This is a genomic window from Micromonospora sp. SCSIO 07396 (assembly GCF_053667945.1).
Genome location: NZ_CM132210.1, coordinates 3,951,962 through 3,977,631, shown reverse-complemented (window position 1 = coordinate 3,977,631; position 25,670 = coordinate 3,951,962). Strand labels below are relative to the sequence as shown.

Below are 25,670 nucleotides of genomic sequence, written 5' to 3'. Positions count from 1 at the left end.
GTGACATATGGGGCTTAGCCCCCACCACAACTCCATGATCGACGCTGCGGCGGGGTGGGGCAGGGTGGGGGCAGGGGGCGGGGGGCAGGGGGGTGGGGGGTTAGTGGGGGGTGGGGAGGAGGGGGTTGGTGAGGTGGGTGGGTGTCGGGTCGTAGTGGGCGAACTCCCGGCGGAAGGTGCCGGTGCCGGCGGTCAGGGCGCGCAGCTCCACCGCGTAGCGCAGCAGTTCCAGGGCGGGCACCTCGGCCCGGACCAGGGTGCGGCCCTCGGCGTCCGGGTCGGCCTCGGTGCCGAGCACCTTGCCCCGCCGGCCGGACAGGTCGCCCAGCACCGCCCCGACTGCTGAATCGGCGACCCGGACCACCACCTCGTCGACCGGCTCCAGCAGCGTCACCCCGCCCCGCCCGGCGGCGTCGCGCAGGGCGAGCGCGGCGGCGGTCTGGAACGCGGCGTCGGACGAGTCGACGCTGTGCGCCTTGCCGTCGACCAGGGTCACCCGCACGTCCACCACCGGGTGGCCGGCGACCAGCCCCCGCGCCAACTGGGCCCGGACGCCCTTCTCCACCGACGGTACGTAGTGGTGCGGCACCGCCCCGCCGACCACCCGGTCGACGAACTCGACGCCCGCGCCCCGGGGCAACGGCTCCACCGTGAGGTCGCAGACCGCGTACTGGCCGTGCCCGCCGGACTGCTTGACGTGCCGCCCGTGCCCGGTGGCGGTCACCGTGAACGTCTCCCGCAGCGGCACCTGCACCGGCTCGGTGTCCAGCTCCACCCCGCCGGCCCGGAGCCGGTCGAGCACCACGTCGGCGTGCGCCTCGCCCATGCACCACAGCACCAGCTGGTGGGTCTGCGGGTTGCGTTCCAGCCGCAGCGTCGGGTCACCCACGATCAGCCGGCCGAGGTTGCGGGCCAGGGCGTCCTCGTCGGCCCGGCTGCGGGCCACCACCGCCACCGGTAGCAGCGGCTCCGGCATCTCCCAGGGCGCGATCAGCAGCGGCTCGTCGCGCGCCGAGACGGTGTCGCCGGTCTCCGCGCTGCCCGACTTGGTGATCGCGCAGATGTCACCCGCGACGCAGGCGTCCACCTCCCGTAGGGCCGCCCCGAGCGGACGGTAGACGTGCCCGATCCGCTCGTCGGCGTCGTGGTCGGGGTGGCCGCGCTCGATCATCCCGTGTCCCGAAACGTGCACCACCTGGTCGGGGCGCAGCGTGCCGGAGAAGACCCGGACCAGGCAGACCCGGCCGACGTGCCGGTCGACGGTGGTCCGGACCACCTCGGCGACCAGCGGGCCGTCCGGGTCGCAGTCCAGCGGCGGCCGGGGGGAGCCGTCCAGCCCGGTGACCGCCGGCACCGGTCGTTGCAGCGGCGACGGGAACGCCGAGACCAGGGTGTCGAGCAGCACGTCCAGCCCGACGCCGGTGGCCGCGCAGACCGGCACCACCGGGTAGAAGTGACCCCGGGCCACCGCCTTCTCCAGGTCGGCGACCAGCACCTGAGTGTCGATCTCCTCGCCGTCGAGGTAGCGGTCCATCAGGGTCTCGTCCTCGCTCTCGGCGATGATCCCCTCGATCAGCTCACCCCGGGATTCGGTGATCGCCGGCAGGTGCTGCGGGTCCGGGTCGCGCACGGCGGCGGGCAGCCCGGTCGAGTAGTCGTGCACCCGCCGGGTGACCAGCGCCAACAGACCGGCCACCGACTCGCCGTCGTCACCGAGCATCGGCAGGTGCAGCGGGAGCACGTTGTCCCCGAACACCCGCTGGCACAGCGCCACCGCCTCGTCGAAATCGGCGCGTGGATGGTCCAGCCGGGCGACCGCCACCGCACGCGGCAGGTCGACCGCGGCGCACTCCTCCCACAGGGCGGCGGTGGCGGCGTCCATCCCGTCGACGGCGGACACCACGAACAGCGCCGCGTCGGCGGCCCGCAGACCGGCCCGCAGCTCGCCGACGAAGTCGCCGTACCCGGGGGTGTCCAGCAGGTTCACCGTCACCCCGGCGTGCACCAGCGGCGCGCAGGACAGGGCGACGGAACGCTGCTGGCGTACCGCGGCGGGGTCGTGGTCGCCGACGGTGGTGCCGGCGGCGACGCTGCCGGCCCGGTCGATCGTGCCGGTGGCCGCGAGCAGCGCCTCGACCAGGGTCGTCTTGCCGGCCCCCGAGTGCCCGACCAGCACCACGTTGCGTACCGTGCCGGGGTCGGTCACCGCCGGCACGCCGGTGGCTCCCCTGTCGTGGTTCCTCTGCGCCATCGCGGCGCACCTCCCTCAGCCGGTGGTGGATGGCGACCGCCGCGCGCGACGGGAAGCGGGGCCCGGTGCGGGTGCCGCGGCGCTATCCTCCGGTGACCCGTCGGCCGGACGGCGGTCAACGGCCGTGACGGTGAGCTGGCTCACTTTCCACCCCGATCTCACACCCGGCGGGGGGTCGGCACAAGCCTTCCGGGCGGGTCGGGCGACCGGCCGTACCGTCCGCCGCTGCCGGCCGTTATCGTGGGACCGCCATGGCGAAGATCTTCCAAGAGACGGCCCGCGCGGGGATGACCCGCGTCGTGGAGCCGGTCGCGCGCGGTCTGCTCCGCGCAGGTGTGTCCCCCAACGCGGTCACCGTGGCCGGCACCGTCGGCGTGCTCGTCGGCGCGCTCGGTTTCGGCGCCCGCGGCCAGCTCGTCGCCGGAGCGCTGATCGTGACGTTCTTCGCGCTGACCGACATGCTCGACGGGACGATGGCCCGGATGAGCGGCGGCTCGACCCGCTTCGGCGCGTTCCTCGACTCGTCGATGGACCGGGTCGCCGACAGCGCGGTCTTCGGCGCGGTCGCCTACTGGCTGGCCACCGAGGGCAACCACTCCGGCGTGGCCGCCGCGCTGCTCTGCCTGGCCGCCGGCGGCCTGGTCTCCTACGTCAAGGCCCGCGCCGAGGGGTTGGGGATGAGTGGCAACGTGGGGGTCGCGGAACGCACCGAACGGCTGCTGATCGTCGGGGTCGGCGGGCTGCTCACCGGCCTCGGGGTCGGCCCGGCCCTGGAGATATCGCTCTGGCTGCTCGCCGCCGTGTCGATCTTCACGGTCGGCCAGCGGGTGGCCCACGTGTACCGGCAGGCGCAACTGGTCGGCCGCGAGTGAACCTCACCGAACTCGGCTACGTCGCCGGCTGGCGGCTGGCCCGCGCGCTGCCCCGGCCCGTGGTCGCCGCCGCCTTCCGGGCCGGTGCCGACCGCGCCCACCGGGCCGGCGGCAAGGGCGTCACCCGGCTGCGCGCCAACCTGCGCCGGGTGGTGGGCCCCGACCTGCCCGAGCCGGAGCTGGACGCGCTGGTCAAGCAGGGTCTGCGGTCGTACGCCAGGTACTGGATGGAGGCGTTCCGGCTGCCCTCGCGCAGCCGCCAGCAGATCCTCGACGGCTTCCACCTCGGCGGATCGGAGATGCTCGCCGCCGACGTGGCGGCCGGCCGGGGCGCGGTGGTGGCGCTGCCGCACGCGGGCAACTGGGACGCCGCCGGCGCCTGGGTCGCGGCCAACGGCTGGCCGATCACCACGGTTGCCGAGCGACTCCAGTCGGAGGGTGTCTACCAGCGCTTCCTGGCCTTCCGGCGGACCCTGGGCATGGAGATCCTGCCCACCCACGGCGGTGACCGGCCCGCCTTCGACGTGCTGGTGGAGCGGCTGGGCGCGGGTGCCGTGGTGCCGCTGCTGGCCGACCGGGACCTGTCCGCCCGGGGCATCGAGGTGGACTTCTTCGGCGGCCGGACCCGGATGCCGGCCGGGCCCGCCCTGCTGGCCATCGGCACCGGCGCCCCGCTCTACGTTGCCTCGCTGTGGTACGAACCGGAGATGCCGCGCGCGCAGTTGGAGGGCCCGCTACCGGTGCCCGAACCGGACAGCGCACCCCTGGACGAGCGGGTCCGGGTGCTGACCCAGCGGATTGCCGACCGTCTGGCGGCGGGCATCGCCCGTCATCCGCAAGACTGGCACATGTTGCAGCGGATGTGGCTGGACCAGCGGGGCTCCACCGACGGCGGGTCCACCGCGCCGCCGCCCCCGGCCAGCGCCGGTTCGGTCTGAGGGAGGGGACGCCAGTGCGGATCGGCATCGTGTGTCCGTACTCCTTCGACGTCCCGGGCGGGGTGCAGAACCACGTCATGGACCTGGCCGAGGCATTGCTCGGGCTGGGGCACGAGGTGAGCGTCCTGGCCCCCGCCGACGAGGAGTCGACGCTGCCGCCGTACGTGGTCTCCGCCGGGCGGGCGGTGCCGCTGCCGTACAACGGGTCGGTGGCCCGGATCGCGTTCGGGCCGGTCTCCACCGCCCGGGTGCGGCGCTGGCTCACCCGTGGTGACTTCGACGTGCTGCACGTACACGAACCGCTCACCCCGAGCCTGTCGATGCTGGCGGTGCTCTCCGCCAGGGGGCCGGTGGTGGCCACCTTCCACACCGCGATGACCCGCTCCCGGGTGCTCGCCGCCGCCCAGGGGGTGCTCCAGATCCTGCTGGAGCGGATCACCGCCCGGATCGCGGTCAGCGCGCTGGCCCGCAAGGTGCAGGTCGAGCACATGGACGGCGGGGCGGTGGAGATCCCCAACGGGGTGGCGGTGGCGAAGTTCGCCGGGGTCGAGCCGTTGCCCGGCTGGCCGGGGGAGTGCGCCACCGGCAGCGGCGGGACGTTGGGTTTCCTCGGCCGGTTCACCGAGGCCCGCAAGGGCTTCCCGATCCTGCGCGACGCCTTCGTCGCACTGGCCCCGCACCGGCCGGGGCTACGCCTGCTGGTGGCCGGCCCCGGCGACCCGGACGACCTGTTCGGGCGGTTCCCGGCCGAGCTGCGCGACCGGGTGACGTTCCTCGGCCTGGTCTCCGAGGTCGACAAGGCCCGGATGCTGCGCAGTGTCGACCTCTACGTCGCCCCGAACACCGGTGGCGAGTCGTTCGGCATGATCCTCACCGAGGCGCTGGCGGCCGGCGCCACGGTCGTCGCCAGCGACCTGGACGCGTTCCGGCGGGTGCTCGACGGCGGACGGGCGGGCCGGCTCTTCCCGACCGGTGACTCCGCCGGCCTGCGTACCGCCCTGGCGGAACTGCTCGACGACCCGGCGCAGCGGGCCGCGTTGACCGCCTGCGGCGACCAGGTGGTCGCCCACTTCGACTGGCCGGTGGTGGCCCGCCGGGTGGTGGAGGTCTATGCGGCGGCCATCGAGGCCACCGACGGCCGGGTCATCGACCAGGAGTGGGCGGGGCTGGGTGGTCCGGGGTGAGCGGCACGCTGCCGCAGCTGTGGGCGGTGCTGGTCACCGCGGTGGTGGTCGCCCTGCTCGCGGTCTACCTGGTCTGGACTGCCGGCCGGGTCGAGCGGTTGCAGACCCGGGCGGAGTCGGCGGCGCGGGCCCTGGACGCGCACCTGCTGCGCCGGGCCGCCGCCGCCGCGGTGCTGGCCGAGAAGCGGTACGGCGTCGAGTTGTACGCGGCGGCCCGGATCGCCCTGGACGCCGTCCCCGAGGAGCGGGAGGCGGCCGAGAACGACCTGACCCGGCAACTGCGGGCGGTCCGGCTCGACCCGGCCGACCCCGCGTGTGAGGCGGTGATCGCGGCGAGCCGGCGGCTGGCCCTGTCCCGGCAGGTGCACACCGACCTGGTCCGTGACGCCCGCACCGCGCGCAGCCGACCGCTGGTGCGGTTGTGCCGGATGGGCCGCCGTCGCCCGTGGCCGCGCTACTTCGACATCGACGACCCCACCCTGGCCCTGCCCGCCGACGTCCCGACGGGAGGCGGTACGCGGGCGGGGTGACGGGGGCCACAGGGCAGGCCACCGTGGGGCCGATTGGCTGTCGGAACGGCGTCGAACCGGTCGTAGCATCAGCCGGAACCCACCCCCAGCACGTCCGAGGAGTGATGAGCCGTGCCCGAAACGACCTCCCCGAACGCCGGTGACGCCCAGGTCTGGGGCACCGCCCGCGTCAAGCGGGGCATGGCCGAGATGCTCAAGGGTGGCGTGATCATGGACGTGGTCACCGCCGAGCAGGCCAAGATCGCCGAGGACGCCGGCGCGGTGGCCGTGATGGCACTGGAGCGGGTGCCGGCCGACATCCGGGCCCAGGGCGGCGTGTCCCGGATGAGCGACCCGGACATGATCGACGGCATCATCCAGGCCGTCTCCATCCCGGTGATGGCCAAGGCCCGCATCGGCCACTTCGTCGAGGCGCAGATCCTCCAGTCGCTCGGCGTCGACTACGTCGACGAGTCCGAGGTGCTGACCCCGGCCGACTACGCCAACCACATCGACAAGTGGGCGTTCACCGTCCCGTTCGTCTGCGGCGCGACCAACCTGGGCGAGGCGCTGCGCCGGATCACCGAGGGCGCGGCCATGATCCGCTCCAAGGGTGAGGCGGGCACCGGGGACGTCTCCAACGCCACCATGCACATGCGCAGGATCCGCCAGGAGATCGCCCGGCTCAGCTCCCTGCCGGCCGACGAGTTGTTCGTCGCCGCCAAGGAGTTGCAGGCCCCGTACGAGCTGGTCCGGGAGGTCGCCGAGACGGGCAAGCTGCCGGTGGTGCTGTTCACCGCCGGCGGCATCGCCACCCCGGCCGACGCCGCGATGATGATGCAGCTCGGCGCGGAGGGGGTCTTCGTCGGCTCCGGCATCTTCAAGTCCGGCAACCCGGCCCAGCGGGCCGCCGCGATCGTCAAGGCCACCACCTTCCACGACGACCCGGACGTGCTGGCCAAGGTGTCCCGGGGGCTGGGCGAGGCGATGGTCGGCATCAACGTCGACGAGATCCCGCAGCCGCACCGCCTCGCCGAGCGCGGCTGGTGACCCGGGGGCAACGGCGTCGGGAGGGGCGGCCGTGCGCGCACCGGTGATCGGGGTGCTGGCGTTGCAGGGCGACGTGCGGGAGCACCTCACCGCCCTGGCCGGGGTCGGCGCGGACGCCCGCCGGGTGCGCCGGCCGGCCGAGCTGGACGCGGTCGACGGGCTGGTCGTTCCCGGCGGGGAGTCCACCACGATGAGCAAGCTGGTGGACATCTTCGGGTTGCGCGAGCCGGTCGACAAGCGGATCGCCGCCGGGATGCCTGTCTACGGCTCCTGCGCCGGCATGATCATGCTGGCCGCCGAGGTGCTGGACGGCCGCCCCGACCAGCGGGGTTTCGCCGGTATCGGGATGACCGTGCGGCGCAACGCGTTCGGTCGGCAGGTTGATTCGTTCGAGGCCCCGGTGCGCGTCGCCGGGGTCGACGGGCCCGCGTTCCACGCCGTCTTCATCCGGGCCCCGTGGGTGGAGCGGGTCGACCCCGGCGTCGAGGTGCTGGGCCGGGTCACCGGTGGGCCGGCCGTCGACCGGGTGGTCGCCGTCCGTCAGGGCAACCTGCTGGCCACCTCGTTCCACCCGGAGCTGACCGGCGACCTGCGGCTGCACCGCTACTTCGCCGACCTGGTCGCCGCCGCCCGCTGAGCCGGCGCCGGCCCCCGGCGGCTGGGCCGGTCCGCCTCACGGCTGGGCCGGTCCGCCTCACGGCTGGGCCGGTCCGCCTCACGGCTGGGCCGGTCCGCCCGTGAGGCGGGCCGGCCCACCGCGATGAACCGGGTCATTCGTGACGATTTTCCGGCGGGTCGGTGGTGGTGACGCGCCGGGTGTGACGGCCGGGTCGGTGCTCTCGGTAGGATTGCCGCGGTTCGGCGCGGGCACTGCCCGTCGCAGCCCTCCAGCGCGGCCGGTCCTGGTCTGGAGTCGGCGCGGCCAGTCGACGCGGGGCGTGAGTCAACAGACGGAGGTATGAGATGTCCGGCCACTCCAAGTGGGCGACCACCAAGCACAAGAAGGCCGTCATCGACGCCAAGCGCGGCAAGATGTTCGCCAAGCTGATCAAGAACGTCGAGGTCGCGGCGCGCACCGGCGGCGGTGACCCGGCCGGCAACCCGACCCTCTTCGACGCCATCCAGAAGGCCAAGAAGAGCTCGGTGCCGAACGACAACATCGACCGCGCGGTCAAGCGCGGCTCCGGCCTGGAGGCCGGCGGCGCCGACTGGCAGACCATCATGTACGAGGGGTACGGCCCGAACGGCGTGGCCATGCTGATCGAGTGCCTGACCGACAACCGCAACCGGGCCGCCACGGAGGTGCGTACCGCGCTGACCCGCAACGGCGGTTCGCTCGCCGACGCCGGCTCGGTGTCGTACATGTTCTCCCGCAAGGGCGTGGTGATCGTGCCCAAGGCCGACACCACCGAGGACGACGTGATGATGGCGGTCCTCGACGCCGGGGCCGAGGAGGTCAACGACCTCGGTGAGGCGTACGAGGTGGTCTCCGAGCCGACCGACCTGATCGCGGTCCGCACCGCCCTGCAGGAGTCCGGGATCGAGTACGAGTCGGCCGAGTCCTCGCTGATCCCCAGCGTCAACGTGCCGCTGGACGAGGACGGCGCCCGCAAGATCTTCAAGCTGATCGACGTGCTGGAGGACTGCGACGACGTGCAGAACGTGTACGCGAACTTCGACGTCTCGGACGAGATAGTTGCACAACTGGCCTGAGCGTGTCTACTCTGCCGGCCATGTCCGGTAGAAGAGCGCTGCGTGCCAGCCTGTACGTCCGCCTGTCCAGAGCCGCTGATGATCGCAACCTGTCCAAACAAGGGATGGTTGATGATCTTCGGCGGCTCTGCGCGTCTCACGGCTTCCTTGAGGTGGCGCTACACGTGGACGACGGGGCGTCTGGTGGCATCCGTAACCGGCCAGGCTTCCGGGGATGGCTTGCTGATGCCCTTGAGGGCAACGCTGACGTCCTGGTGGCGTGGCACGTGGACCGGCTGTCCCGTGAGGGTCTGAACGTCGCAGCGACGATCCTGGACGTGATTGAGGGCAAAGACCCTGAGACTGGTCAAGTCGTCCGGCCACCGGTTCGGCTGATCGGCTATGACGACAGGCTTGATTCAGCCGATGGGGAAGGGTTCCGGCTGAACTTCGTGATCAAAGCTGAGCTTGCCCGCGCTGAGCTGTCTCGGATGAAGTCGCGCGCACAGGCTCGTGTGCGCCGGATGCGCAAAGAGAAGCGCAACGTTGGTGGCCTCGTGCCCTACGGGTATCAGAAGGCTCTACGGGGAGAGCTGGAGCTAGAGCACGATCCTGTCAGTGCGCCCCTTCTGCAAGAGGCTGTTGCCAGGGTCATTGGTGGAGCCAGCATTGCCAGCGTCGCCAAGGATTTCAACCAACGTGGTGTGCTGTCGCCTCGTGACCACGCATCCGTCCGTGACACCGGAAAGCCGCGTAGGGACAAGGAAACCGGGGAGCCGCTACCGCCACAGGAGTGGACCGATCAGACCCTACGTCGGATGCTGACTAACCCTGTTCTGTTGGGATACCTGACTGTCGACAGGAAGATCGTCAAAGAGAACGGTTCTCCGGTCATGCGAGGCTTGCCGCTGATCTCCGGAGATGATTGGGCAGCCCTGCAAGACGCGATTACCGGTGCCAGGAAGCCTAAGACGAGGAAGGCTCCTGACGCGCTGCTCTCCGGTGAGGCGTACTGCCCTCAGTGTGGCTGCATTCTCCACTACCACTACGCGGTGAAGCCAGAGAGGAAGCAGGTGTACAAGTATTACCGCTGCTCTGGCAGGACTCGTAAGGGCAACGGCTGCACGGAACCGGCCCTGCCGGCTGACGACCTTGACCAGGCCGTGACGGAATTCGTCCTCAGCACTTTCGGTGATCTGGAAATCATGAAGAAGGCTTACGTTCCGGGTGATGATGTCTCGAGTCAGCTTTCTGAAGTGGAAGAGAGCTTGAAAGAGCTGCGTGAGGACAGAAAGGCTGGCCTGTATCGAGGTGAGCGAGGCGCAGCAGAATTCCGGCAGATGTACTCAGAGCTTGAGTCCCGGCGGGAAGAGCTGGAATCCCTGCCGTCCCGGCCGGAAGGTTGGAAGTACATGCCCACGGGACGCACCTACCGGCAGAAGTGGAACAGCGCTGACACCGCTGGACGCAGAAAGACCCTGAGTGAGGCTGGTGTAAAGGTCTGGGCAAGCAAGAGTGAGGGCACCTCAGAGATCCTGACTCAGCTTGCAAAGCTGCCTGATCCTCCGCAGGGGATTGCAGGTGTACGTAATGGCATCGCCATTGTTATCACTGTCAGTGGTGATATTGAGAGCCGCTTGAGCGGCAATCCTGACGCTGTGTCGATGTGGGGAGCTGATTCCGATTGGGAGAATCCGGCTGTGGAGTGGCAGCAGCCAAAGTATTCCAGCTCTAAAGAGCTGTTCGATCCGGCTGGGCACTGAGCCTTTTCAACCTGATCTTGAAGGTCAGTCCGGGTTGGCAGGGGGTGTCGAGCGATGAGGGCGAGGCTCCAGGTAGGACAGCAAATCGACCAAAACCCGATGCCCCGACCGGGAGCCTCGCCATGCTGTCCTACCCTGCCGCGATTCCGTTGTCCAGCCGGACCTTGAACCACCTCGCCGACCGCATCCGCAGCTACCGTCAGCAGCGCAGATCCCGATGGCGGCGACTGAACCCCGGCCATCAGGCTCTGCTGGTCCTGGCCGACGGGGGCGTGTTCCCCGCTGGCCGGCCCGCCGTTCGTGGTGCCGGTCCCGGTCCGGCGTCCCCGTGTGCGTCGGACCGGGACCGGGGCTCAGGCGTCGGCGCGGACGGCGGCCGACCGACGGGCCTTCAGCGTGCTGTCGGCGATGTCCCATACCGTGACCGCCACGATGACCACGACCGTGACCCGGGACGTGAGGCCGAGGCCGTCGCCGTCGTGCAGCCAGCCGAACCGGGCGACCAGGTCCGGGTTGAGCAGCCGGTCGCCGAGCAGCAGCCAGATCATCGGTACGGCGAAGGCCAGGTCGAGCAGGGCGTTGGCCACGACGAGCGGTCGGGTCCAGCGGCCGGTGCGGTACTTGACCAGTTCCAGTGCCATGGCGGCCACCAGTAGGCCGGCGAGCACCGGCAGCCAGGACGTCCACAGCGCCGGGTCGAGCAGGGGGATGCGCGTGCCGTCGGTGTCCCGGGCCCAGGACCGGAAGTGCTGCCAGGGCAGGAAGGCCAGGGTGAGCAGGGTCATCGCCATCGAGGCGCAGGTGTCGGGGAGCCTGATGTCGCGCTCCGCCGGTGCCTCGGGTAGCTGGTCGACGTTCCACTCGGGCAGATCGAGGGAGGCGTTGGTGCGTTCCAGGATCGCGAAGCTCAGGGTCACCCAGAAGGCGATCTGGACCGCGGTCTGGAAGGCCGCGGTGATGCCCGACCCGATGGCCCCGCCGGGGTTGTCGCCGACGGTCGCCTGCGCCACGCCGACGACGACGCCGACCACGCCGGGGATGACGGTCAGCAGCCGGCGCAGCAGCCGTTGCCAGACCAGGTAGTAGGCCGGGCCGATGAGTTGGAGCCGGCGGTCGGCGTAGCGGGCGGCCAGCCGCTCGGGGTGGCCCAGTTCGGTGAGCACGTCGCGTTCGGCGGTGGCCGGGTCCTGCCCGCCGCTGGTCCGGTCGTCGACCATGTCCGCGATGGCGGCCCGCAGCTCGGTGGCGATCTCCTCCCGCCGTGGGGCCGGCACCGCCCGCAGGGTGGCCGCGAGGTAGCGGTCGGTCAGGGTGCTCATCGGTCGACTCCTTCGATCAGCCCGGTCACGGAGGTCTGCACGGCGGCGAGGTCGTCGAGCAGTCGGGCCAGCACCGTCTCGCCGTCGGCGCTGGTCCGGTAGAACTTGCGCGGCCGGCTCTCCTCGGTGTTCCACTCGCTGGTCAGCAGCCCCTGTTCCTCCAGCCGCCGTAGCAGCGGGTAGAGGGTGTTGGCGTCGACCGGGAAGCCGTGCCCGGCGAGGCGTTGCAGCAGCGCGTAGCCGTAGTCGGGGGCGCGCAGGGCCAGCAGGCTGGCCACCACCACCGTGCCGCGGCGCAGCTCCTGGAGATGGGTCCGCAGAACCTCCTCGTTGACCATGTCTCACACCATACTGTGTGGCACACACTAATGTCCATCTCCACAGCAATGTGGGGGCGGCACTATGCGGGCCGGGGTGACGGGATCCCCCGCCGCCCCGGCCCCCTGCCGCGGCTGGTCAGCAGGAACGGCCCTGCCGGAAGTTCCGCTCGACGTGGTCGGCCCTGCCGACCTGGAAGTAGCCCACGCCCGGCCTGATCGGGTGCCCGGTGAACAGCTCGACCCGGCTGCCGAACCGCACCAGGTACGCCGTGGCGTCCCCGGCGTCGTTGCGGATGAACGCGCCCCGCCGGCCGTAGATCCGCGCCACCTCGGCGAAGGACATGCCCACGGACGCACCGGCCGGCGAGCGGGGCGGAGCGGTGGCGGTACCCACCTCGACCAGCCGCCCGTTGCGGAAGGCCACCAGGATCACCCCGGCCCACTCGCCGGTGACGCCGGCCTGGACCACCCCGTCGCACTCGACGACCGTCCAGTCGATCAGGCCGGCCGCGGTGAGCCGGTTCAGCGACGCGCCGATCCGGAACGGGCCGGCCCCCCGCACGTCGAGCAGGTCGGTGCCGGCGGTGGAGCGCCCCGGCGGGCCGCCCGGCCGCCGGTCGGTGGCGACGCCCGACAGGTCGTCCACGGTGGACCCCGACCGGACGCCGGGATGCGCCCCGGCCGGAGCGGCAGGCGCGACGACGGCCAGGGCCAGCGTGCCGGTGAGCAGAATGGTGCGGAGACGACGCATGACAACTCCTTCACGGGTACGGGTCTGTCGTTCTGTTGGTCCCCGCCCGGCCGGAATCCGTTCGTCGGCTTTCCGACCGGGCCGGCATCCGCCGCCGCCGGTTACCGTGCGGTGTGGTTGGGACGATGGGCACTCCGGCGTGGATCGGGCCCTACCGGGTGCGACGGCTGCTCGGTGCCGGCTCCTTCGCGACCGTCTGGCTCGGTCACGATCCCGCTCTCGACTCCCGGGTGGCGATCAAGGTGCTGGCCGAGAACTGGAGCCACGACCTGCGGGTCCGCGAACGCTTCCGGGAGGAGGCCCGGCTGCTGCGGCGGCTCGACCACCCCCGGCTGGTTCGGGTGCACGCGGTCGGCGAACTGCCCGATGGTCGGCCGTACGCGGTGCTGGCCCTGGCCGACGGCGGAAGCCTGCGGGACCGGCTGGCCGCCGGGACGCCACCGGTGCCGCCGGCCCTGACGCTGCTCGACGAGATCGCCGCCGGGGTCGCCGTGCTGCACCGGGAGCGGGTGGTGCACCGCGACCTCACCCCGGGCAACGTGCTGTTCACCTCGACCGCCGACGGGGAACGGGTGGTCATCGCCGACCTCGGGCTGGCCAAGGCGCTGGCCGCCGCGTCCGGGTTGACCGCCCGCGCCGGTACGCCCGGCTACATGGCGCCCGAACAGGACGATCCGCTGGCCGTGGTGGACACCCGCAGCGACGTGTTCGGGCTGGGTCGGCTCGGCCTGCGGTTGCTCGGCGGCCCCGGCCCCCGGCCGCACCTGGCCGGGGTGCCCGCGCCGGTGGTGGCGGTGCTGCGCCGGGCCACCGCGCCCCGTCCCGCCGACCGCTACCCCGACGCGGACGCCTTCCGGGCGGCGCTGCGCCGGGCCGCCGACGCACCCGACGACCCCGCCACCCCGGCCGGCCGGGCGGGGCCGGCTGCCGGTCGCCGGGTGGCGCGCCGGCTGGGCCTGGCCGGGGTCGGTGCCCTGATCCTGGTCGCGGTGGGTGCCACCGCCGGTGATGCCGCCCGGCCCGTGGCCGATGGCCGGTGGGGGCGCAGCGGGCCGGTGAGCGTGCTCCTGCCGGCCGGCTGGCGGGCCGCCGGGACAGGCTGGGCCGGCCGGTACGACGCCCGGGGGCGGCTCGAACCGGCGCTCGTCGTCTCGCCCGACCCGGGCCGGTGGGCGACCGATCCGGCCGTGCCGGGGGCCTTCGTCGGCCTCTCCGCGACCCTGGGCCGGCGGTCCACCCCGGCGGACTTCGTCGCGCAGCGTCCGCACGCCGACTGTGTGGCCGCCCCGGTACGGCGGTTGCGCCGGGACGCGACGGTCTGGGTGGTCGCCCGGTTCGCCTGCCCGCAGGGGCGGCCGGTGCTGGTCGAGGCGGCCAGCCGGGCGGGCCGGTCGGGGCTGCTCTACGTGCAGGTCGTCCCGCCGCCGGGCAGCGGGCCGGAGGTCGTCGACGCGCTGTTGGCCGGGGTGCGGGTCCGACCGGTCTAGACGACCACCACCGTGACCAGGTACGTCGTCCCTTCGTACGGGATGGTCACCACGACGGTGCCGGCGCGCAGGAAGCGGAGGTCGACCACGCCGGCCTCGTAGTTCTGGTCGACCAGGTCCTCCTGGTCCACGGTGACCTCGCCGGGGCCGATCCCCTGGAGCCGGAGCACCCCGCCGACGCCCAGGCACAGCGAGGTCACCAGCGCCAACTCGATGTCGGCGAGCACCAGGTCGTAGCGGACCGGGCCCAGGCAGGCGCTCGGCCGGGGGCTGGCCGACGGGGGCCGGGTGCGCGGGGTCCGGCCGGGAGTGGACGGTGGCGGCGCGGGCCGCGACGGCGTCGCGGCCACGGTGCCGGGGGTCGGGTCGGACCGGGTCGGGGCCGCGCCGGTCGCCGGGGCGTCCGTCGTGGTGACCGGGGTGGCCGTCGGGGGCCGGACCGGGAGCGGGGCGACCGGGGCCGCGCAGCCCGTCACCGGTACGAGCACCAGTACGGCGGCCAGCCACCGCCCGGTCCGTTCAGCCACCGGTCAGCCGTTCCCGGACCTGGCGGCGGGCCTGGTGGACGCGGGACTTCACGGTGCCCTCCGGCAGGTCGAGCAGGGTGGCGATCTCGCGGTACGACAGGCCGAGCAGGTCGCGCAGGGTCAGCGCCTCGGCCGCCTCGGGGCGTACCGCGTCCAGCGCGTCGAGCAGGTCGAGGCGGGTGCCGGCGACCACACTGGTGCGTCGCGGGTCGGGTGGGTCGGGCAGCGGCACCCCGCCGGCCTCGACCTGCCAGCGTCGGCGCAGAGTCCGGTACGTCGACCGGGCCCGGTTGGCGGTGAGCCGGTACAGCCAGGTGTGGAACGACGAGCGGCCCTCGAAGCGCCCGATGCCCCGGGCCACCGCCAGCAGCGCGTCCTGGCAGGCCTCCTCGGCGTCCTCCCGGTGCGGCAGCAGCCGGCCGCACAGCCGCAGCACCTCGGGACGGACCGCCGTCAGCAGCGCGTCCAGCGCCCCCGGGTCGCCCCGGGCGGCGGCCCGGGCCAGCTCGTCGATGTCGTCCGCGAGGAGCATGACCGTCCCCCGAGCGCCGTGGTGTGGTGCCGTCGAGGCTAGGCCGCCGGGACCGGCCGGGCCACCCCGCATCGGCGCGGGACGCCGCCGAGTTTCATGTCACATTACGCAAGTTTGCAGGCACTGCACTTTTGTTCGTAGGCTCCCACCGTGACCAGGGACGAGGGACTCGGACGGCGGGACCGCAAGAAGCGGCAGACCCGCGCCGCACTGGCCGCCGCCGCCCTGCGCCTGGTCGCCGAGCGGGGGCTGGACCAGGTCACCGTCGAGGAGATCGCCGAGGCGGCGGACGTCTCCGCCCGGACCTTCTTCAACTACTTCGCCACCAAGGACGACGCGCTGGTCGGCGACACCGCCGGCGACCGGGAACGGGTGCTGCGGGCGCTGGCCGCCGTGCCGGCGCAGGTACCGGCGCTGACGGCGATCCGGTCGGCCCTGGCCGGCGTGATCGACGACGTGGAGGGCGACGCCGCGCTGTGGCTGCTGCGGATGCAGGTGGTGATGCAGCACCCGATGCTGCTGGCCCGGCTGGTCTCCGGCAACGCGGAGACCGAGCAGGCCATGGTCGAGGCGCTCGCGGCGCGGACCGGCCACGGCCCGGACGACGGCTATCCCGCCCTCGTGGTGGCGGTCACCGGGGCCGCGCTGCGCACCGCGATGGTCCGCTGGGCCACCAGCGGCGGGTCCCGTTCCCTGGCAGACCTGCTCGACGAGGCGTTCGCCGCCGTCGCCGCCGGCCTGCCGGACCCCCGTACCCCCGCCCGGCCCGGCGCGACCGCGCCGGGCGTGCATCGAACCCGGTAAGGAACCGTCCATGACCGCAACTGCCGCGTCGACCCCGCCCGAGGCGGGCCCCGGCCGGATGTCCCGCCGGGAGGTCCTCCAGGCCCTCTCCGGCCTGATGGTGGGCATGTTCGTGGCGATCCTCGCCTCGACGGTGGTGGCGAACGCGCTGCCCCGCATCATCGCCGAACTCGACGGCAGCCAGACCGTCTACACCTGGATCGTCACCACCGAGCTGCTGGCGATGACCGCCACCGTGCCGCTGTGGGGCAAGATGGCCGACCTCTACAGCAAGAAGCTGCTCATCCAGCTCTCCCTCGGCCTGTTCGTGCTCGGCTCGCTGATCGCCGGGCTCGCCCGCAACGTGGAGACCCTGCTGGCCAGCCGGATCGTGCAGGGCGTCGGCGCGGGCGGGATGACCGCCCTGGCGCTGATCGTGATGGCGGCCATGATCCCGCCCCGGGAGCTGGGCCGGTACGCCGGCATCTTCGGCGCGGTGTTCGGCGTCGGCACGATCGCCGGCCCGCTGATCGGCGGCGTCCTGGTCGACACCTCCTGGCTGGGCTGGCGCTGGTGCTTCCTGATCGGCGTGCCGTTCAGCCTGCTGTCGATCGTCCTGCTGCAACGCACCCTGCACCTGCCGGTGGTCCGCCGCAAGGCGCGCATCGACTGGTGGGGGGCGCTGCTGATCACCGCGGGCGTGTCCACCCTGCTGGTCTGGTCGTCGTTGGCCGGGCACCGGTTCGCCTGGGCCTCGGGCTGGACCGCGCTGATGGTCGTCGGTGGGCTGGTGCTGCTGGCCCTGGCGGTGTGGGTCGAGTCGAGAGTGCCCGAACCGATCATCCCGCTGCGCATCTTCCGCAGCCGTACCGTCACGCTGACCACGGTCGCCAGTGTGCTGGTCGGGGTGGCCCTCTTCGGCGGCACGGTGTTCCTGTCGCAGTACTTCCAGACGTCGCTGGGCAAGTCGCCGACCGTCGCCGGCCTGATGAGCCTGCCGATGATCCTCGGCCTGCTGGTCTCCTCCACCGTCGCCGGTCAGCTCATCACCCGGTTCGGCCGGTGGAAGGTCTACCTGGTGGTCGGCGCGGCCGTGATGACCGTCGGGATGCTGCTGCTGAGCACCATCGACGCCGACACCGGTGTGCCGCTGCTGTCGCTCTACATGGCGGTGCTCGGCACCGGCGTGGGCATGCTGATGCAGAACCTGGTCCTCGCCGCCCAGAACGACGTGCCCGCCCACGAACTCGGCGCGGCCACCTCGGTGCTGACCTTCTTCCGCAGCATGGGTGGCGCGATCGGGGTCAGCGCCCTGGGCGCGGTGCTGGCCAACCGGGTCACCGGCCTGATGACCGAGCAGCTCGGCCCGGCGGCCGGCGTCACCGGCGGCGGCACCACCGAGGTGCCCGACCTGTCCGCGCTGCCCGCCCCGGTCCTGGCGATCGTACGGGAGGCGTACGCCACCGCCACCTCGGAGCTGTTCCTCATCGGTGCCCCGATCGCCCTGCTCGCCCTGGTCGCGGTCCTGTTCATCAGGGAGAAGCCGCTGCACGAGGTCAGTGGCGACGAGCGTGCCGAGCAGGAGGCGGCGGCCCTGACCGCGATGCACTGATGTCGACCCGATGGTCCCGGGCCCGGTCTGCGGCCCGGGACCGTCGGGTCGACCAGCGGGACCATCGGGTGGATCTCCGGCGCGGCGACTAGGTGGTTTCTACCGATGCGAGCCTGATGGGCACCTTGGCAGGGTCGGCACCATGAGCGAACCAGCGAACGACAGAAGGTCCCGCAGGAGGATGTGGACGTCGCTGAGCGTCCGGGTCAGGACGGCCCTCGCGGTGGTGGTGGCCGGGGTGCTGCTCGCCCCGGCCGTGCCGGCGACGGCGGCGTCACCGGCCGGAGCGCCGTCGGCGGCGGGCGGCTCGGCGGCGGGGGCCGCCCGGTCGACACTGGTCAGCCCCTGCCAGTTGCCCACCCCGGCGACCGGGTGGCAACACGAGGGACCGACCAACTACGCCACCTGGCTGCCGCCGAGCGGCACCGTCCGGGGCATCGTGCTGTTCGTGGACTTCACCAACGCGGCCCCGGTCGCCGGGGAGCTGGCTGGCCGGACCAGCATGTTCAGCGCCGCCCCGAACGTCTTCACCCAGGCCTCGTACGGCGCGCTGAACCTTCAGTTGACCTTCGACACCGCGTGGCGGCACATCCTGCAGCCCCACGGCAACTTCGCCGGCTACAAGTCGAACTTCACCACCCAGCGGTCGTACGTGGCGGCCGCGGTGGCCGCCGCGAACGCCGCGATCGACTTCAGCTCCTACCAGATCGTCTACGTGGTGCCGCCGAAGTCCGCGACGACCTTCGACATCTCGCCGGCCTGGGTCGCGGCACCCGGTGGCGGGGTGACCGCCGACGGGGTCGAACTGCGCCACGCCGTCACCTTCGGTCAGGACGTCGACTACTGGGGCTACAAGATCCTCAACCACGAGACCGGGCACCTCTTCGGGCTGCCGGACCTCTACTCGTACAACAACGCCGACAGCATCCACCGCGCGGTGGGCGGCTGGGACCTGATGGGCCTCATCTCCGCCAGCGCTCCCGACCTGTTCGCCTGGCACAAGTGGAAGGCGGGCTGGCTCACCGACTCCCAGATCGACTGCCGGACCACGACGGGGAGCGCATCGACGGTCCTGACTCCCCTGGGTACGGCCGGTGGCACCAAGGCGGTGGTCGTCCACACCGGCGGGGACACCGCCGTGGTGGTGGAGAACCGGCAGGTCAGTACGCTCGACGTGGCGTCGGGCTGCTTCCAGGCCGGAGTGCTGGTCTACCGGGTGACCACCGCGGTGTTCAGCGGCGGCGCCTGGCCCGGCGGGAACGTTCCCCCCATCGGCGGACCCTTCCCGGTCGAGGTGGTCGACCGCACCCCCGGCTCGGACGTCACCACGTGCAGTGCGGACGAGAAGGCGCTGGTCAACGCCACCCTCACCACGATCGGCCACACCGTCACCTACGGCGGGGTGACCGTGCAACTGACCAACACCCTCGGAAACGACCGTGAGGTCTCCGTCACCGTCGTCTGATCGCGTCGGTGGATGTCGCAGGGGTGCCCCCGCCCGGCCGGGCGGGGGCACCCCTGTCCGCGTCGGCGGTGGGCTCGCGGGACCGTTCGGTGACCGTCGGTGTACGGCGGGCGGGGCCGTACGACCTCCGCGCGGAGGTGTCCGCGCGGCGGGTGCGGCGGCTTCCCCGGGCGGCGCTATCGTGGACCGGCCTGATCTCGTGACCCATGATCCGATCCGGGGGGATTCCACGCATGGGCGATTCGTTCGCGCATCTGCACGTGCACACCGAGTACTCGATGCTCGACGGGGCGGCCCGGTTGAAGGACCTCTTCGCCGAGGCCAACCGGCTGGGGATGCCGGCGGTGGCGATCACCGACCACGGCAACATGCACGGCGCGAACGACTTCTACAAGCAGGCCATGGCGGCCGGCGTCACCCCGATTCTCGGCGTCGAGGCGTACGTCGCGCCGGAGTCGCGCTACCACAAGGCCCGGGTCAAGTGGGGCCGGCCGGAGCAGAAGAGCGACGACATCTCCGGTAACGGCGCGATCACCCACAAGACCATGTGGGCGCGCAACGCGCAGGGCCTGAAGAACCTGTTCACCCTCAACTCCCGGGCGTCCATGGAGGGGCACTACGTCAAGTGGCCCCGGATGGACATGGAGCTGATCGCCGAGCACGCCGAGGGCATCATGGCCACCACCGGCTGCCCGTCCGGCGCGGTGCAGACCCGGCTGCGGCTCGGCCAGTTCGACGAGGCGCTCAAGGTCGCCGCCGCCTACCAGGACATCTTCGGCAAGGAGAACTACTTCCTGGAGATCATGGACCACGGGCTGTCGATCGAGCAGCGGGTCCGCGACGATCTGATCACCATCGCCCGCAAGCTGGACATCCCGCCGGTGGTGACCAACGACTCGCACTACACCCACGAGGCGCAGGCCGAGGCGCACGACGTGCTGCTCTGCGTGCAGACCGGCAGCAACGTCGCGGACCCCAACCGGTTCCGGTTCGACGGCGGCGGCTACTTCGTCAAGTCCGCCGACCAGATGCGCGCGGTCGACTCCTCGGAGTTCTGGCAGCAGGGCTGCCGCAACACCCTGCTGGTGGCCGAGAAGGTCGACCCGAGCGGGATGTTCGAGTTCCACAACCTGATGCCGCGCTTCCCGGTGCCCGAGGGGGAGACCGAGGAGTCCTGGTTCCGCAAGGAGACCTTCAAGGGGCTGGCCCGCCGCTACCCCGGCGGCATCCCCGAGGGCCACGTGGTGCAGGCCGAGTACGAGCTGGGCGTCATCAACCAGATGGGTTTCCCGTCGTACTTCCTGGTGGTGGCCGACTTCATCCAGTGGGCCAAGAACCAGGGCATCGCGGTCGGCCCGGGGCGTGGCTCGGCGGCCGGTTCGCTGGTGGCGTACGCGCTGGGCATCACCGACCTGGACCCGATCCCGCACGGCCTGATCTTCGAACGGTTCCTCAACCCCGAGCGGGTCTCAATGCCGGACGTCGACATCGACTTCGACGAGCGTCGGCGCGGCGAGGTGATCAAGTACGTCACCGACAAGTGGGGCGAGGACAAGGTCGCCCAGATCGCCACCTTCGGCACGATCAAGGCGAAGGCCGCGATCAAGGACTCGGCCCGGGTCCTCGGCTTCCCGTACGCGGTCGGCGACCGGATCACCAAGGCGATGCCCCCGGCGGTGATGGGCAAGGACATCCCGCTCACCGGCATCTTCGACCCCAAGCACCCCCGGTACGCCGAGGCCGGCGAGATCCGCGGCCTCTACGAGACCGACCCGGACGTCCGCAAGGTGATCGACACCGCCAAGGGCATCGAGGGGCTGATCCGGCAGACCGGTGTTCACGCCGCCGGCGTGATCATGTCCGCCGAGCCGATCATCGACCACATCCCGCTGATGCGCCGGGACGCCGACGGGGTGATCATCACCCAGTTCGACTACCCGACCTGCGAGTCGCTCGGGCTGTTGAAGATGGACTTCCTCGGCCTGCGCAACCTGACGATCATCGACGACGCGGTCAAGAACATCCAGCTCAACCACGGTCGGGAACTCGACCTGCTGGGCCTGCCGCTGGACGACAAGCCCGCCTACGACCTGCTCGCCCGGGGCGACACCCTCGGGGTGTTCCAGCTCGACGGCGGGCCGATGCGCTCGCTGCTGCGGCTGATGAAGCCGGACAACTTCGAGGATATCTCGGCCGTGCTGGCGCTCTACCGGCCCGGCCCGATGGGCGTCGACTCGCACACCAACTACGCGCTGCGCAAGAACGGCCTCCAGGAGATCACCCCGATCCACCCGGAGCTGGAGGAGCCGCTGCGGGAGATCCTGGCGCCCACCCACGGCCTGATCGTCTACCAGGAGCAGGTGCAGCGCGCCGCGCAGATCCTCGCCGGCTACACCCTCGGCCAGGCCGACCTGCTGCGCCGGGCGATGGGCAAGAAGAAGAAGGAGATCCTCGACAAGGAGTTCATCCCGTTCCGGGACGGCTGCCGCGAGCGCGGCTACTCCGACGAGGCCATCCAGGCCGTGTGGGACGTCCTGGTGCCGTTCGCCGGGTACGCCTTCAACAAGGCGCACTCGGCGGCGTACGGGCTGGTGTCGTACTGGACGGCGTACCTCAAGGCGCACTACCCGGCCGAGTACATGGCGGCGCTGCTGACCTCCGTCGGTGACGACAAGGACAAGATGGCGCTCTACCTGTCGGAGTGCCGCCGGATGCGCATCCAGGTGCTGCCGCCGGACGTGAACACCTCCGCCGGCCCGTTCACCCCGGTCGGCAAGGACATCCGGTTCGGCCTGGCCGCCGTGCGCAACGTCGGGGCGAACGTGGTCGCGGCGATCATGCGGTGCCGCGACGAGAAGGGCGAGTACGCCGACTTCTACGACTTCCTGTCCAAGGTCGACGCGGTGGTCTGCAACAAGAAGACCATCGAATCCCTGATCAAGGCGGGTGCGTTCGACTCGCTGGGGCACACCCGCAAGGGCCTGCTCGCCGTGCACGCCGACGCCATCGACGCGTTCGCCGACGTCAAGCGCAAGGAGGCCGTCGGCCAGTACGACCTGTTCGGGGCCGGCTTCGGTGACGCCGACACCGGCAGCACCACCGTGATGCCGACCATCGGCGACGCGGAATGGGACAAGCGGGACAAGCTCGCCTTCGAACGCGAGATGCTCGGCCTCTACGTCTCCGACCACCCGCTGTTCGGCCTGGAACACGTCCTCGGCGCGGCGGCCGACACCACCATCGCCGCGTTGTCGGAGGAGGGCACCGTGCCCGACGGCGCGGTGGTCACCCTGGCCGGCATCCTCTCCGGCGTGCAACGGCGGGTCACCAAGCAGGGTCGGGCCTGGGCCTCGGCGGCGCTGGAGGACCTGGCCGGCGGGGTGGAGACGCTGTTCTTCCCGAACACCTACGAGGTGATCGGCCAGTACATCGCCGAGGACGCGATCGTGGTGGTCAAGGGCCGGGTGGACCGGCGCGACGACACCCCCCGGATCATGGCGATGGACATGTCCATGCCGGACGTCAGCAGCACCCCCGGCAGCAAGCCGGTGACGCTGACCATCCCGGTGCACCGCTGCACCCCGCCGCTGGTGGAACGGCTCAAGGAGACCCTGGTGCTGCACCCGGGCGACACCGAGGTGCACGTCAAGCTGCTCAACGGCGGCAAGGTGACCACCCTGCGGCTCGGCCCGTTCCGGGTGGCCGCCACCACCGCGCTGATGGGTGACCTCAAGAGCGTCCTCGGCCCGGCCAACGTCAGCTGACCCGCCGGGCGGTGGTCACCACCGCCCGGCGCACCGGTCACTTGCCACCGGTGACGATCCCCGGGTTGATGCACAGCCCGGGGGTGGAGCCGTTCTTCTCGGCGATCTCCAGGCAGCGGGACACCTTGTCGACCTTGGCGTTGGTCTCGGTGATCTGCTTCTGGATCTCGGCGTTCTTGCGGTCCTGTTCGAGGTTGCGGGTCTGGGCGAGCTTGTCCTGGAACGCCTTGATGTTGCCCTCGGTCTTGTCGTCGTGGTTGACCCGGGTGATGGTGACGGACAGGATGTCGACGTCGCCGGAGAGCCGGCCCTCGGCGTTGCCCCGGATGCTCTCGGCGAACGGCTTCAGGTCGACGTTCAGGTTCCCCGTCCGGGCGTCGATCTTCTCCAGCGGGTTGTACGTGGCGAAGGCGTCGTTGACCGCGCTGTCGAGCTGCACCCCCACCCGCTGGCCCCGGAAGCTCTCGAAGTCGCCCTTGTAGTCCATGAACTGCTTCGGCGCGTTCTCCGGCTTGACCTGCCACTCGATCAGCACCTCGACGCAGGCGTCGGCGAGGGTCCCGGTGCGGACCCGGACGCACTTGTCGCCGCCGATGTGGTCGTACTTCTGCCGGCCGGCGTCCCACTCGCCGACCTTCTGCCAGGGGGCGACCCACTTGAGCCCGGAGCCGGTGACCTCGCCGGTCGGCTTGTTGAAGCTGGTGACGATGCCGACCGAGCGGATCGGGACGGAGTGCGCGCTGGCGCCGATCCCGAACAGCAGCGCGCCGGCCAGGCAGCCGAACGCGACCAGCGTGCTGGTGCGCTTGACCGCCGGGTACCGGGCGAGGAGCCGGACCGCTCCGGCGACCAGCGCCCCGATGGCGAGGATGACGGCGAACGTGAAGCCGACGGGCACGGGGCATCACCCTTCCGAGGGAGCGTCGCTGTGTGGATCACCAACCTAGGCCAGCAGGTCAAAACGGGGCCGGTCGGGTGCGGGCCACCACCGGCGGATTGGTGCTGACCGGGCGCGCGGGTGTGTCACTAGCCTCGACGCATGGAGTTGGCGCAGGCACGCGAGCTGTGGCAGCCGGAACCCGGCTGGTTGAACACCGCCAGTTACGGGCTCCCGCCCCAGCCGGTCTGGACGGCGGTGCAGGAGGCGTTGGCCGACTGGCGGGTGGGGCGTACCTCCCATGAGGTGTGGGAGGAGGCGACCGGGCGGTCCCGGGCGGCGTTCGCCGGCCTGGTCGGGGTGCCGGTGACCGACGTCGCGGTCGGCGGCAGTGTGTCGCAGTTGCTCGGGCCGATCGCCGCCGCCCTGCCCGCCGGGGCCACCGTGGTCGTCCCCGAGGTCGAGTTCACCGCCAACCTCTTCCCCTGGCTGGTGCAGGAGGAACGCGGGGTGCGGGTGCGCACCGTGCCGCTGGCCGGCCTGTGCGACGCGATCGACGCCGACACCGACCTGGTCGCGTTCAGCCTGGTGCAGTCGGCCGACGGGGCCGTCGCCCCGTACGCGGAGATCGTGGCCGCGGCCCGCGCGTACGGCGCGCTGGTGGTGGTGGACGCCACCCAGGCGTGCGGGTGGCTGCCGTTCGACGCGGCGCTGGCCGACGCGGTCGCGGTCGGGACGTACAAGTGGCTGGTGTCGCCGCGCGGCTCGGCGCTGGCCTACCTGGCCCCGGAGCTGCGCGAGCGGATGCGTCCGGACGCGGCCGGCTGGTTCGCGGGCAAGGACCCGCTGTCCACCTACTACGGTCCGCCGCTGCGGCTGGCCGACGACGCCCGCCGGTTCGACAGCTCCCCGGCCTGGTTCAGCTGGGTGGGCACCGCCCCGGCGCTGGAGCTGGTCGCGGCGCTCGGCCCGGCGACGATCGGGGCGTACGACGTGGCCTTGGCCAACCGGTTCCGGGCCGGGCTGGGCCGGCCGCCGGGGCACAGCGCGATCGTCACCGTGGAGGTGCCCGACGCAGGGCAGCGGCTGGCCCGTGCCGGGGTCCGGGCGGCGGTGCGCGCCGGGCGGGTCCGGGTCGCGTTCCACCTCTCCACCACCGAGGCGGACGTGGACTTGGCGCTGGAGGCGCTCACCGGCTGAGCCGTCACAGTTTTTCCCCGGCGGCGCATCCGAACCGCCCCGTCCGGGCGAATCCCCTGGTAACGGTGTCCTACCCGGGGGGTGCGTCTGGTGTTGTCGGATCCGATGCCGGTCGAGGCCGTCGAGACGGCCCACAAGCGGTTCTCGGCCGCCGCCGAGGACCTCGACGCGAACCTGGTCGCCGCGCTGGTGCTGGAGTACGCCGCCGATGCCGGGGTGGCGGCGGTGTGGGAGGCGGTGTGCGTGCCGCTGCTGGCCGGGCTGCGCGGGCGCGACGCCGCCGGGATCGCCGTCGAGCACGCCCTGTCCGAGGGCATCCGGATCGGGTTGGACGTGCACCGACGGGTTCCCGGCCGGCGGTTGCGCACCGACGGGGTGCTGCTCGCCGGGGCCGAGAACGAGGCGCACTGCCTGGGCCTGCACGCGGTGGCCGCCGCGCTGCGCGAGCAGGGGCGGGGCTGCTTGCACCTGGGGCCGGCGCTGCCGTGGGTGGCGCTGGGATCCGCCGTGCTGCGGGCCCGACCGCGGGTCGTGGTGGTCTGGTCGCAGACCCCTGTCACCGGCCGCGCGTACCGCCTGGTCCGGTTCGGCCGTGATTTCCCGGGGGTACGGGTGTTCGCCGCCGGGCCGGGCTGGATCGAGCCCCTCGCGCCCCCGGCGACCCGGCTGACCAGCTTCGCCGCCGCCCTGGCCGCCTGCGCCCTCCCGGCCTGAGCCGGGTGACCCGTACCACAACCGATACGAACCGGTGTCGTATCGAAACATGCGGCTCGT

General features: G+C 71.9%; 22 protein-coding genes and 1 pseudogene. 16 read left to right on the top strand and 7 right to left on the bottom strand.

Translation table 11 applies throughout. The features are described 5' to 3' along the window. Window positions 1–100: 100 nt before the first annotated feature. Window positions 101–2,251 carry an elongation factor G-like protein EF-G2 gene (locus ACWCHM_RS17090; RefSeq protein ID WP_454219011.1) on the bottom strand — a complete coding sequence of 717 codons (2,151 nt, stop codon included), beginning with the start codon at window positions 2,249–2,251 and terminating at the stop codon, window positions 101–103. A gap of 251 nt (window positions 2,252–2,502) precedes the next feature. Between ACWCHM_RS17090 and pgsA the strand changes: the two genes are divergently transcribed. The 9 genes and pseudogenes from pgsA to ACWCHM_RS17045 form a co-directional block, all read left to right on the top strand. Next, entirely contained in the window at window positions 2,503–3,123 is a 621-nt protein-coding gene (gene pgsA, locus ACWCHM_RS17085) for a phosphatidylinositol phosphate synthase (protein ID WP_204961332.1), read from the top strand. After that, the gene (locus tag ACWCHM_RS17080; RefSeq protein WP_204961333.1) at window positions 3,120–4,061 is read left to right on the top strand and encodes a phosphatidylinositol mannoside acyltransferase; all 942 of its coding nucleotides are present in this window, start codon (window positions 3,120–3,122) and stop codon (window positions 4,059–4,061) included. The genes pgsA and ACWCHM_RS17080 overlap by 4 nt, the downstream gene beginning before the upstream one ends. A 14-nt stretch (window positions 4,062–4,075) precedes the next feature. Further along, window positions 4,076–5,245 carry a glycosyltransferase family 4 protein gene (locus ACWCHM_RS17075; RefSeq protein ID WP_204961334.1) on the top strand — a complete coding sequence of 390 codons (1,170 nt, stop codon included), beginning with the start codon at window positions 4,076–4,078 and terminating at the stop codon, window positions 5,243–5,245. Beyond that, entirely contained in the window at window positions 5,242–5,775 is a 534-nt protein-coding gene (locus ACWCHM_RS17070) for a hypothetical protein (protein WP_374760036.1), read from the top strand. Before ACWCHM_RS17075 ends, ACWCHM_RS17070 begins: the two co-directional genes overlap by 4 nt. A gap of 111 nt (window positions 5,776–5,886) precedes the next feature. Beyond that, window positions 5,887–6,804 carry a pyridoxal 5'-phosphate synthase lyase subunit PdxS gene (gene pdxS, locus ACWCHM_RS17065; RefSeq protein ID WP_204961335.1) on the top strand — a complete coding sequence of 306 codons (918 nt, stop codon included), beginning with the start codon at window positions 5,887–5,889 and terminating at the stop codon, window positions 6,802–6,804. 31 nt (window positions 6,805–6,835) lie between these two features. Continuing rightward, entirely contained in the window at window positions 6,836–7,441 is a 606-nt protein-coding gene (gene pdxT / locus ACWCHM_RS17060; RefSeq protein ID WP_204961336.1) for a pyridoxal 5'-phosphate synthase glutaminase subunit PdxT, read from the top strand. A gap of 326 nt (window positions 7,442–7,767) precedes the next feature. Further along, a complete protein-coding gene (locus ACWCHM_RS17055; RefSeq protein ID WP_454219010.1) occupies window positions 7,768–8,517 on the top strand; it encodes a YebC/PmpR family DNA-binding transcriptional regulator in 750 nt (249 codons plus the stop codon). Window positions 8,518–8,537: 20 nt separating this feature from the next. Next, window positions 8,538–10,259, top strand: a complete 1,722-nt coding sequence (locus tag ACWCHM_RS17050) for a recombinase family protein (protein ID WP_454219009.1) — start codon at window positions 8,538–8,540, stop codon at window positions 10,257–10,259. A gap of 122 nt (window positions 10,260–10,381) precedes the next feature. Next, window positions 10,382–10,522 (top strand): annotated as a pseudogene (locus tag ACWCHM_RS17045) (IS5/IS1182 family transposase); the annotation flags it as partial. Window positions 10,523–10,612: 90 nt separating this feature from the next. Here the strand turns inward: ACWCHM_RS17045 and ACWCHM_RS17040 are convergent. The 3 genes from ACWCHM_RS17040 to ACWCHM_RS17030 all read right to left on the bottom strand — a co-directional run bounded on the left by ACWCHM_RS17040 (window position 10,613) and on the right by ACWCHM_RS17030 (window position 12,649). Next, window positions 10,613–11,578 carry a permease prefix domain 1-containing protein gene (locus ACWCHM_RS17040; protein WP_454219008.1) on the bottom strand — a complete coding sequence of 322 codons (966 nt, stop codon included), beginning with the start codon at window positions 11,576–11,578 and terminating at the stop codon, window positions 10,613–10,615. Further along, complete coding sequence (locus ACWCHM_RS17035; RefSeq protein WP_204961339.1) at window positions 11,575–11,916, bottom strand: PadR family transcriptional regulator; 342 nt, start codon at window positions 11,914–11,916, stop codon at window positions 11,575–11,577. The genes ACWCHM_RS17040 and ACWCHM_RS17035 overlap by 4 nt, the downstream gene beginning before the upstream one ends. A gap of 118 nt (window positions 11,917–12,034) precedes the next feature. Next, window positions 12,035–12,649 carry a hypothetical protein gene (locus tag ACWCHM_RS17030; RefSeq protein WP_454219007.1) on the bottom strand — a complete coding sequence of 205 codons (615 nt, stop codon included), beginning with the start codon at window positions 12,647–12,649 and terminating at the stop codon, window positions 12,035–12,037. A gap of 125 nt (window positions 12,650–12,774) precedes the next feature. Here ACWCHM_RS17030 and ACWCHM_RS17025 point away from each other — a divergent pair, with 125 nt between their 5' ends. Further along, window positions 12,775–14,136: a protein kinase domain-containing protein gene (locus ACWCHM_RS17025; protein ID WP_454219006.1), complete on the top strand. Its 1,362-nt coding sequence runs from the start codon at window positions 12,775–12,777 to the stop codon at window positions 14,134–14,136. On the opposite strand, the gene ACWCHM_RS17020 is transcribed toward ACWCHM_RS17025, so the two are convergent. After that, window positions 14,133–14,663, bottom strand: a complete 531-nt coding sequence (locus ACWCHM_RS17020; RefSeq protein ID WP_454219005.1) for a hypothetical protein — start codon at window positions 14,661–14,663, stop codon at window positions 14,133–14,135. The genes ACWCHM_RS17025 and ACWCHM_RS17020 overlap by 4 nt on opposite strands. Continuing rightward, window positions 14,656–15,195: an RNA polymerase sigma factor gene (locus tag ACWCHM_RS17015; protein ID WP_421488852.1), complete on the bottom strand. Its 540-nt coding sequence runs from the start codon at window positions 15,193–15,195 to the stop codon at window positions 14,656–14,658. Before ACWCHM_RS17015 ends, ACWCHM_RS17020 begins: the two co-directional genes overlap by 8 nt. Window positions 15,196–15,345: 150 nt before the next feature. Here ACWCHM_RS17015 and ACWCHM_RS17010 point away from each other — a divergent pair, with 150 nt between their 5' ends. The 4 genes from ACWCHM_RS17010 to dnaE all read left to right on the top strand — a co-directional run bounded on the left by ACWCHM_RS17010 (window position 15,346) and on the right by dnaE (window position 22,819). Then, window positions 15,346–15,999: an acyl-CoA-like ligand-binding transcription factor gene (locus ACWCHM_RS17010; protein ID WP_421488851.1), complete on the top strand. Its 654-nt coding sequence runs from the start codon at window positions 15,346–15,348 to the stop codon at window positions 15,997–15,999. A 10-nt stretch (window positions 16,000–16,009) separates the two neighbouring features. After that, entirely contained in the window at window positions 16,010–17,590 is a 1,581-nt protein-coding gene (locus ACWCHM_RS17005) for an MDR family MFS transporter (RefSeq protein WP_421488850.1), read from the top strand. Window positions 17,591–17,732: 142 nt separating this feature from the next. Next, complete coding sequence (locus ACWCHM_RS17000) at window positions 17,733–19,055, top strand: M6 family metalloprotease domain-containing protein (RefSeq protein WP_454219004.1); 1,323 nt, start codon at window positions 17,733–17,735, stop codon at window positions 19,053–19,055. Between the two features lie 233 nt (window positions 19,056–19,288). After that, window positions 19,289–22,819: a DNA polymerase III subunit alpha gene (gene dnaE / locus ACWCHM_RS16995; RefSeq protein ID WP_421488848.1), complete on the top strand. Its 3,531-nt coding sequence runs from the start codon at window positions 19,289–19,291 to the stop codon at window positions 22,817–22,819. A gap of 37 nt (window positions 22,820–22,856) precedes the next feature. Here the strand turns inward: dnaE and ACWCHM_RS16990 are convergent, their stop codons facing one another. Then, window positions 22,857–23,717: an SPFH domain-containing protein gene (locus ACWCHM_RS16990; RefSeq protein WP_454219003.1), complete on the bottom strand. Its 861-nt coding sequence runs from the start codon at window positions 23,715–23,717 to the stop codon at window positions 22,857–22,859. A 141-nt stretch (window positions 23,718–23,858) separates the two neighbouring features. On the opposite strand from ACWCHM_RS16990, the gene ACWCHM_RS16985 reads away from it, so the two are divergent. After that, entirely contained in the window at window positions 23,859–24,896 is a 1,038-nt protein-coding gene (locus ACWCHM_RS16985) for an aminotransferase class V-fold PLP-dependent enzyme (RefSeq protein ID WP_454219002.1), read from the top strand. Window positions 24,897–24,986: 90 nt separating this feature from the next. Continuing rightward, window positions 24,987–25,610 carry a transcriptional regulator gene (locus ACWCHM_RS16980; protein WP_307821448.1) on the top strand — a complete coding sequence of 208 codons (624 nt, stop codon included), beginning with the start codon at window positions 24,987–24,989 and terminating at the stop codon, window positions 25,608–25,610. The last annotated feature ends 60 nt before the right edge of the window (window positions 25,611–25,670 follow it).

What these genes read in the sequence shown, in the direction of transcription:
- pgsA (WP_204961332.1), top strand. Translation starts at nt 2,503, where the DNA reads ATGGCGAAGATCTTCCAAGAGACGGCCCGCGCGGGGATGACCCGCGTC.
- ACWCHM_RS16985 (WP_454219002.1), top strand. Translation starts at nt 23,859, where the DNA reads ATGGAGTTGGCGCAGGCACGCGAGCTGTGGCAGCCGGAACCCGGCTGG.
- ACWCHM_RS17090 (WP_454219011.1), bottom strand. Translation starts at nt 2,251, where the DNA reads ATGGCGCAGAGGAACCACGACAGGGGAGCCACCGGCGTGCCGGCGGTG.
- ACWCHM_RS17000 (WP_454219004.1), top strand. Translation starts at nt 17,733, where the DNA reads ATGAGCGAACCAGCGAACGACAGAAGGTCCCGCAGGAGGATGTGGACG.
- ACWCHM_RS17005 (WP_421488850.1), top strand. Translation starts at nt 16,010, where the DNA reads ATGACCGCAACTGCCGCGTCGACCCCGCCCGAGGCGGGCCCCGGCCGG.
- ACWCHM_RS17025 (WP_454219006.1), top strand. Translation starts at nt 12,775, where the DNA reads ATGGGCACTCCGGCGTGGATCGGGCCCTACCGGGTGCGACGGCTGCTC.
- ACWCHM_RS17040 (WP_454219008.1), bottom strand. Translation starts at nt 11,578, where the DNA reads ATGAGCACCCTGACCGACCGCTACCTCGCGGCCACCCTGCGGGCGGTG.
- ACWCHM_RS17035 (WP_204961339.1), bottom strand. Translation starts at nt 11,916, where the DNA reads ATGGTCAACGAGGAGGTTCTGCGGACCCATCTCCAGGAGCTGCGCCGC.
- dnaE (WP_421488848.1), top strand. Translation starts at nt 19,289, where the DNA reads ATGGGCGATTCGTTCGCGCATCTGCACGTGCACACCGAGTACTCGATG.
- ACWCHM_RS17055 (WP_454219010.1), top strand. Translation starts at nt 7,768, where the DNA reads ATGTCCGGCCACTCCAAGTGGGCGACCACCAAGCACAAGAAGGCCGTC.
- ACWCHM_RS17015 (WP_421488852.1), bottom strand. Translation starts at nt 15,195, where the DNA reads ATGCTCCTCGCGGACGACATCGACGAGCTGGCCCGGGCCGCCGCCCGG.
- ACWCHM_RS17030 (WP_454219007.1), bottom strand. Translation starts at nt 12,649, where the DNA reads ATGCGTCGTCTCCGCACCATTCTGCTCACCGGCACGCTGGCCCTGGCC.
- ACWCHM_RS17050 (WP_454219009.1), top strand. Translation starts at nt 8,538, where the DNA reads ATGTCCGGTAGAAGAGCGCTGCGTGCCAGCCTGTACGTCCGCCTGTCC.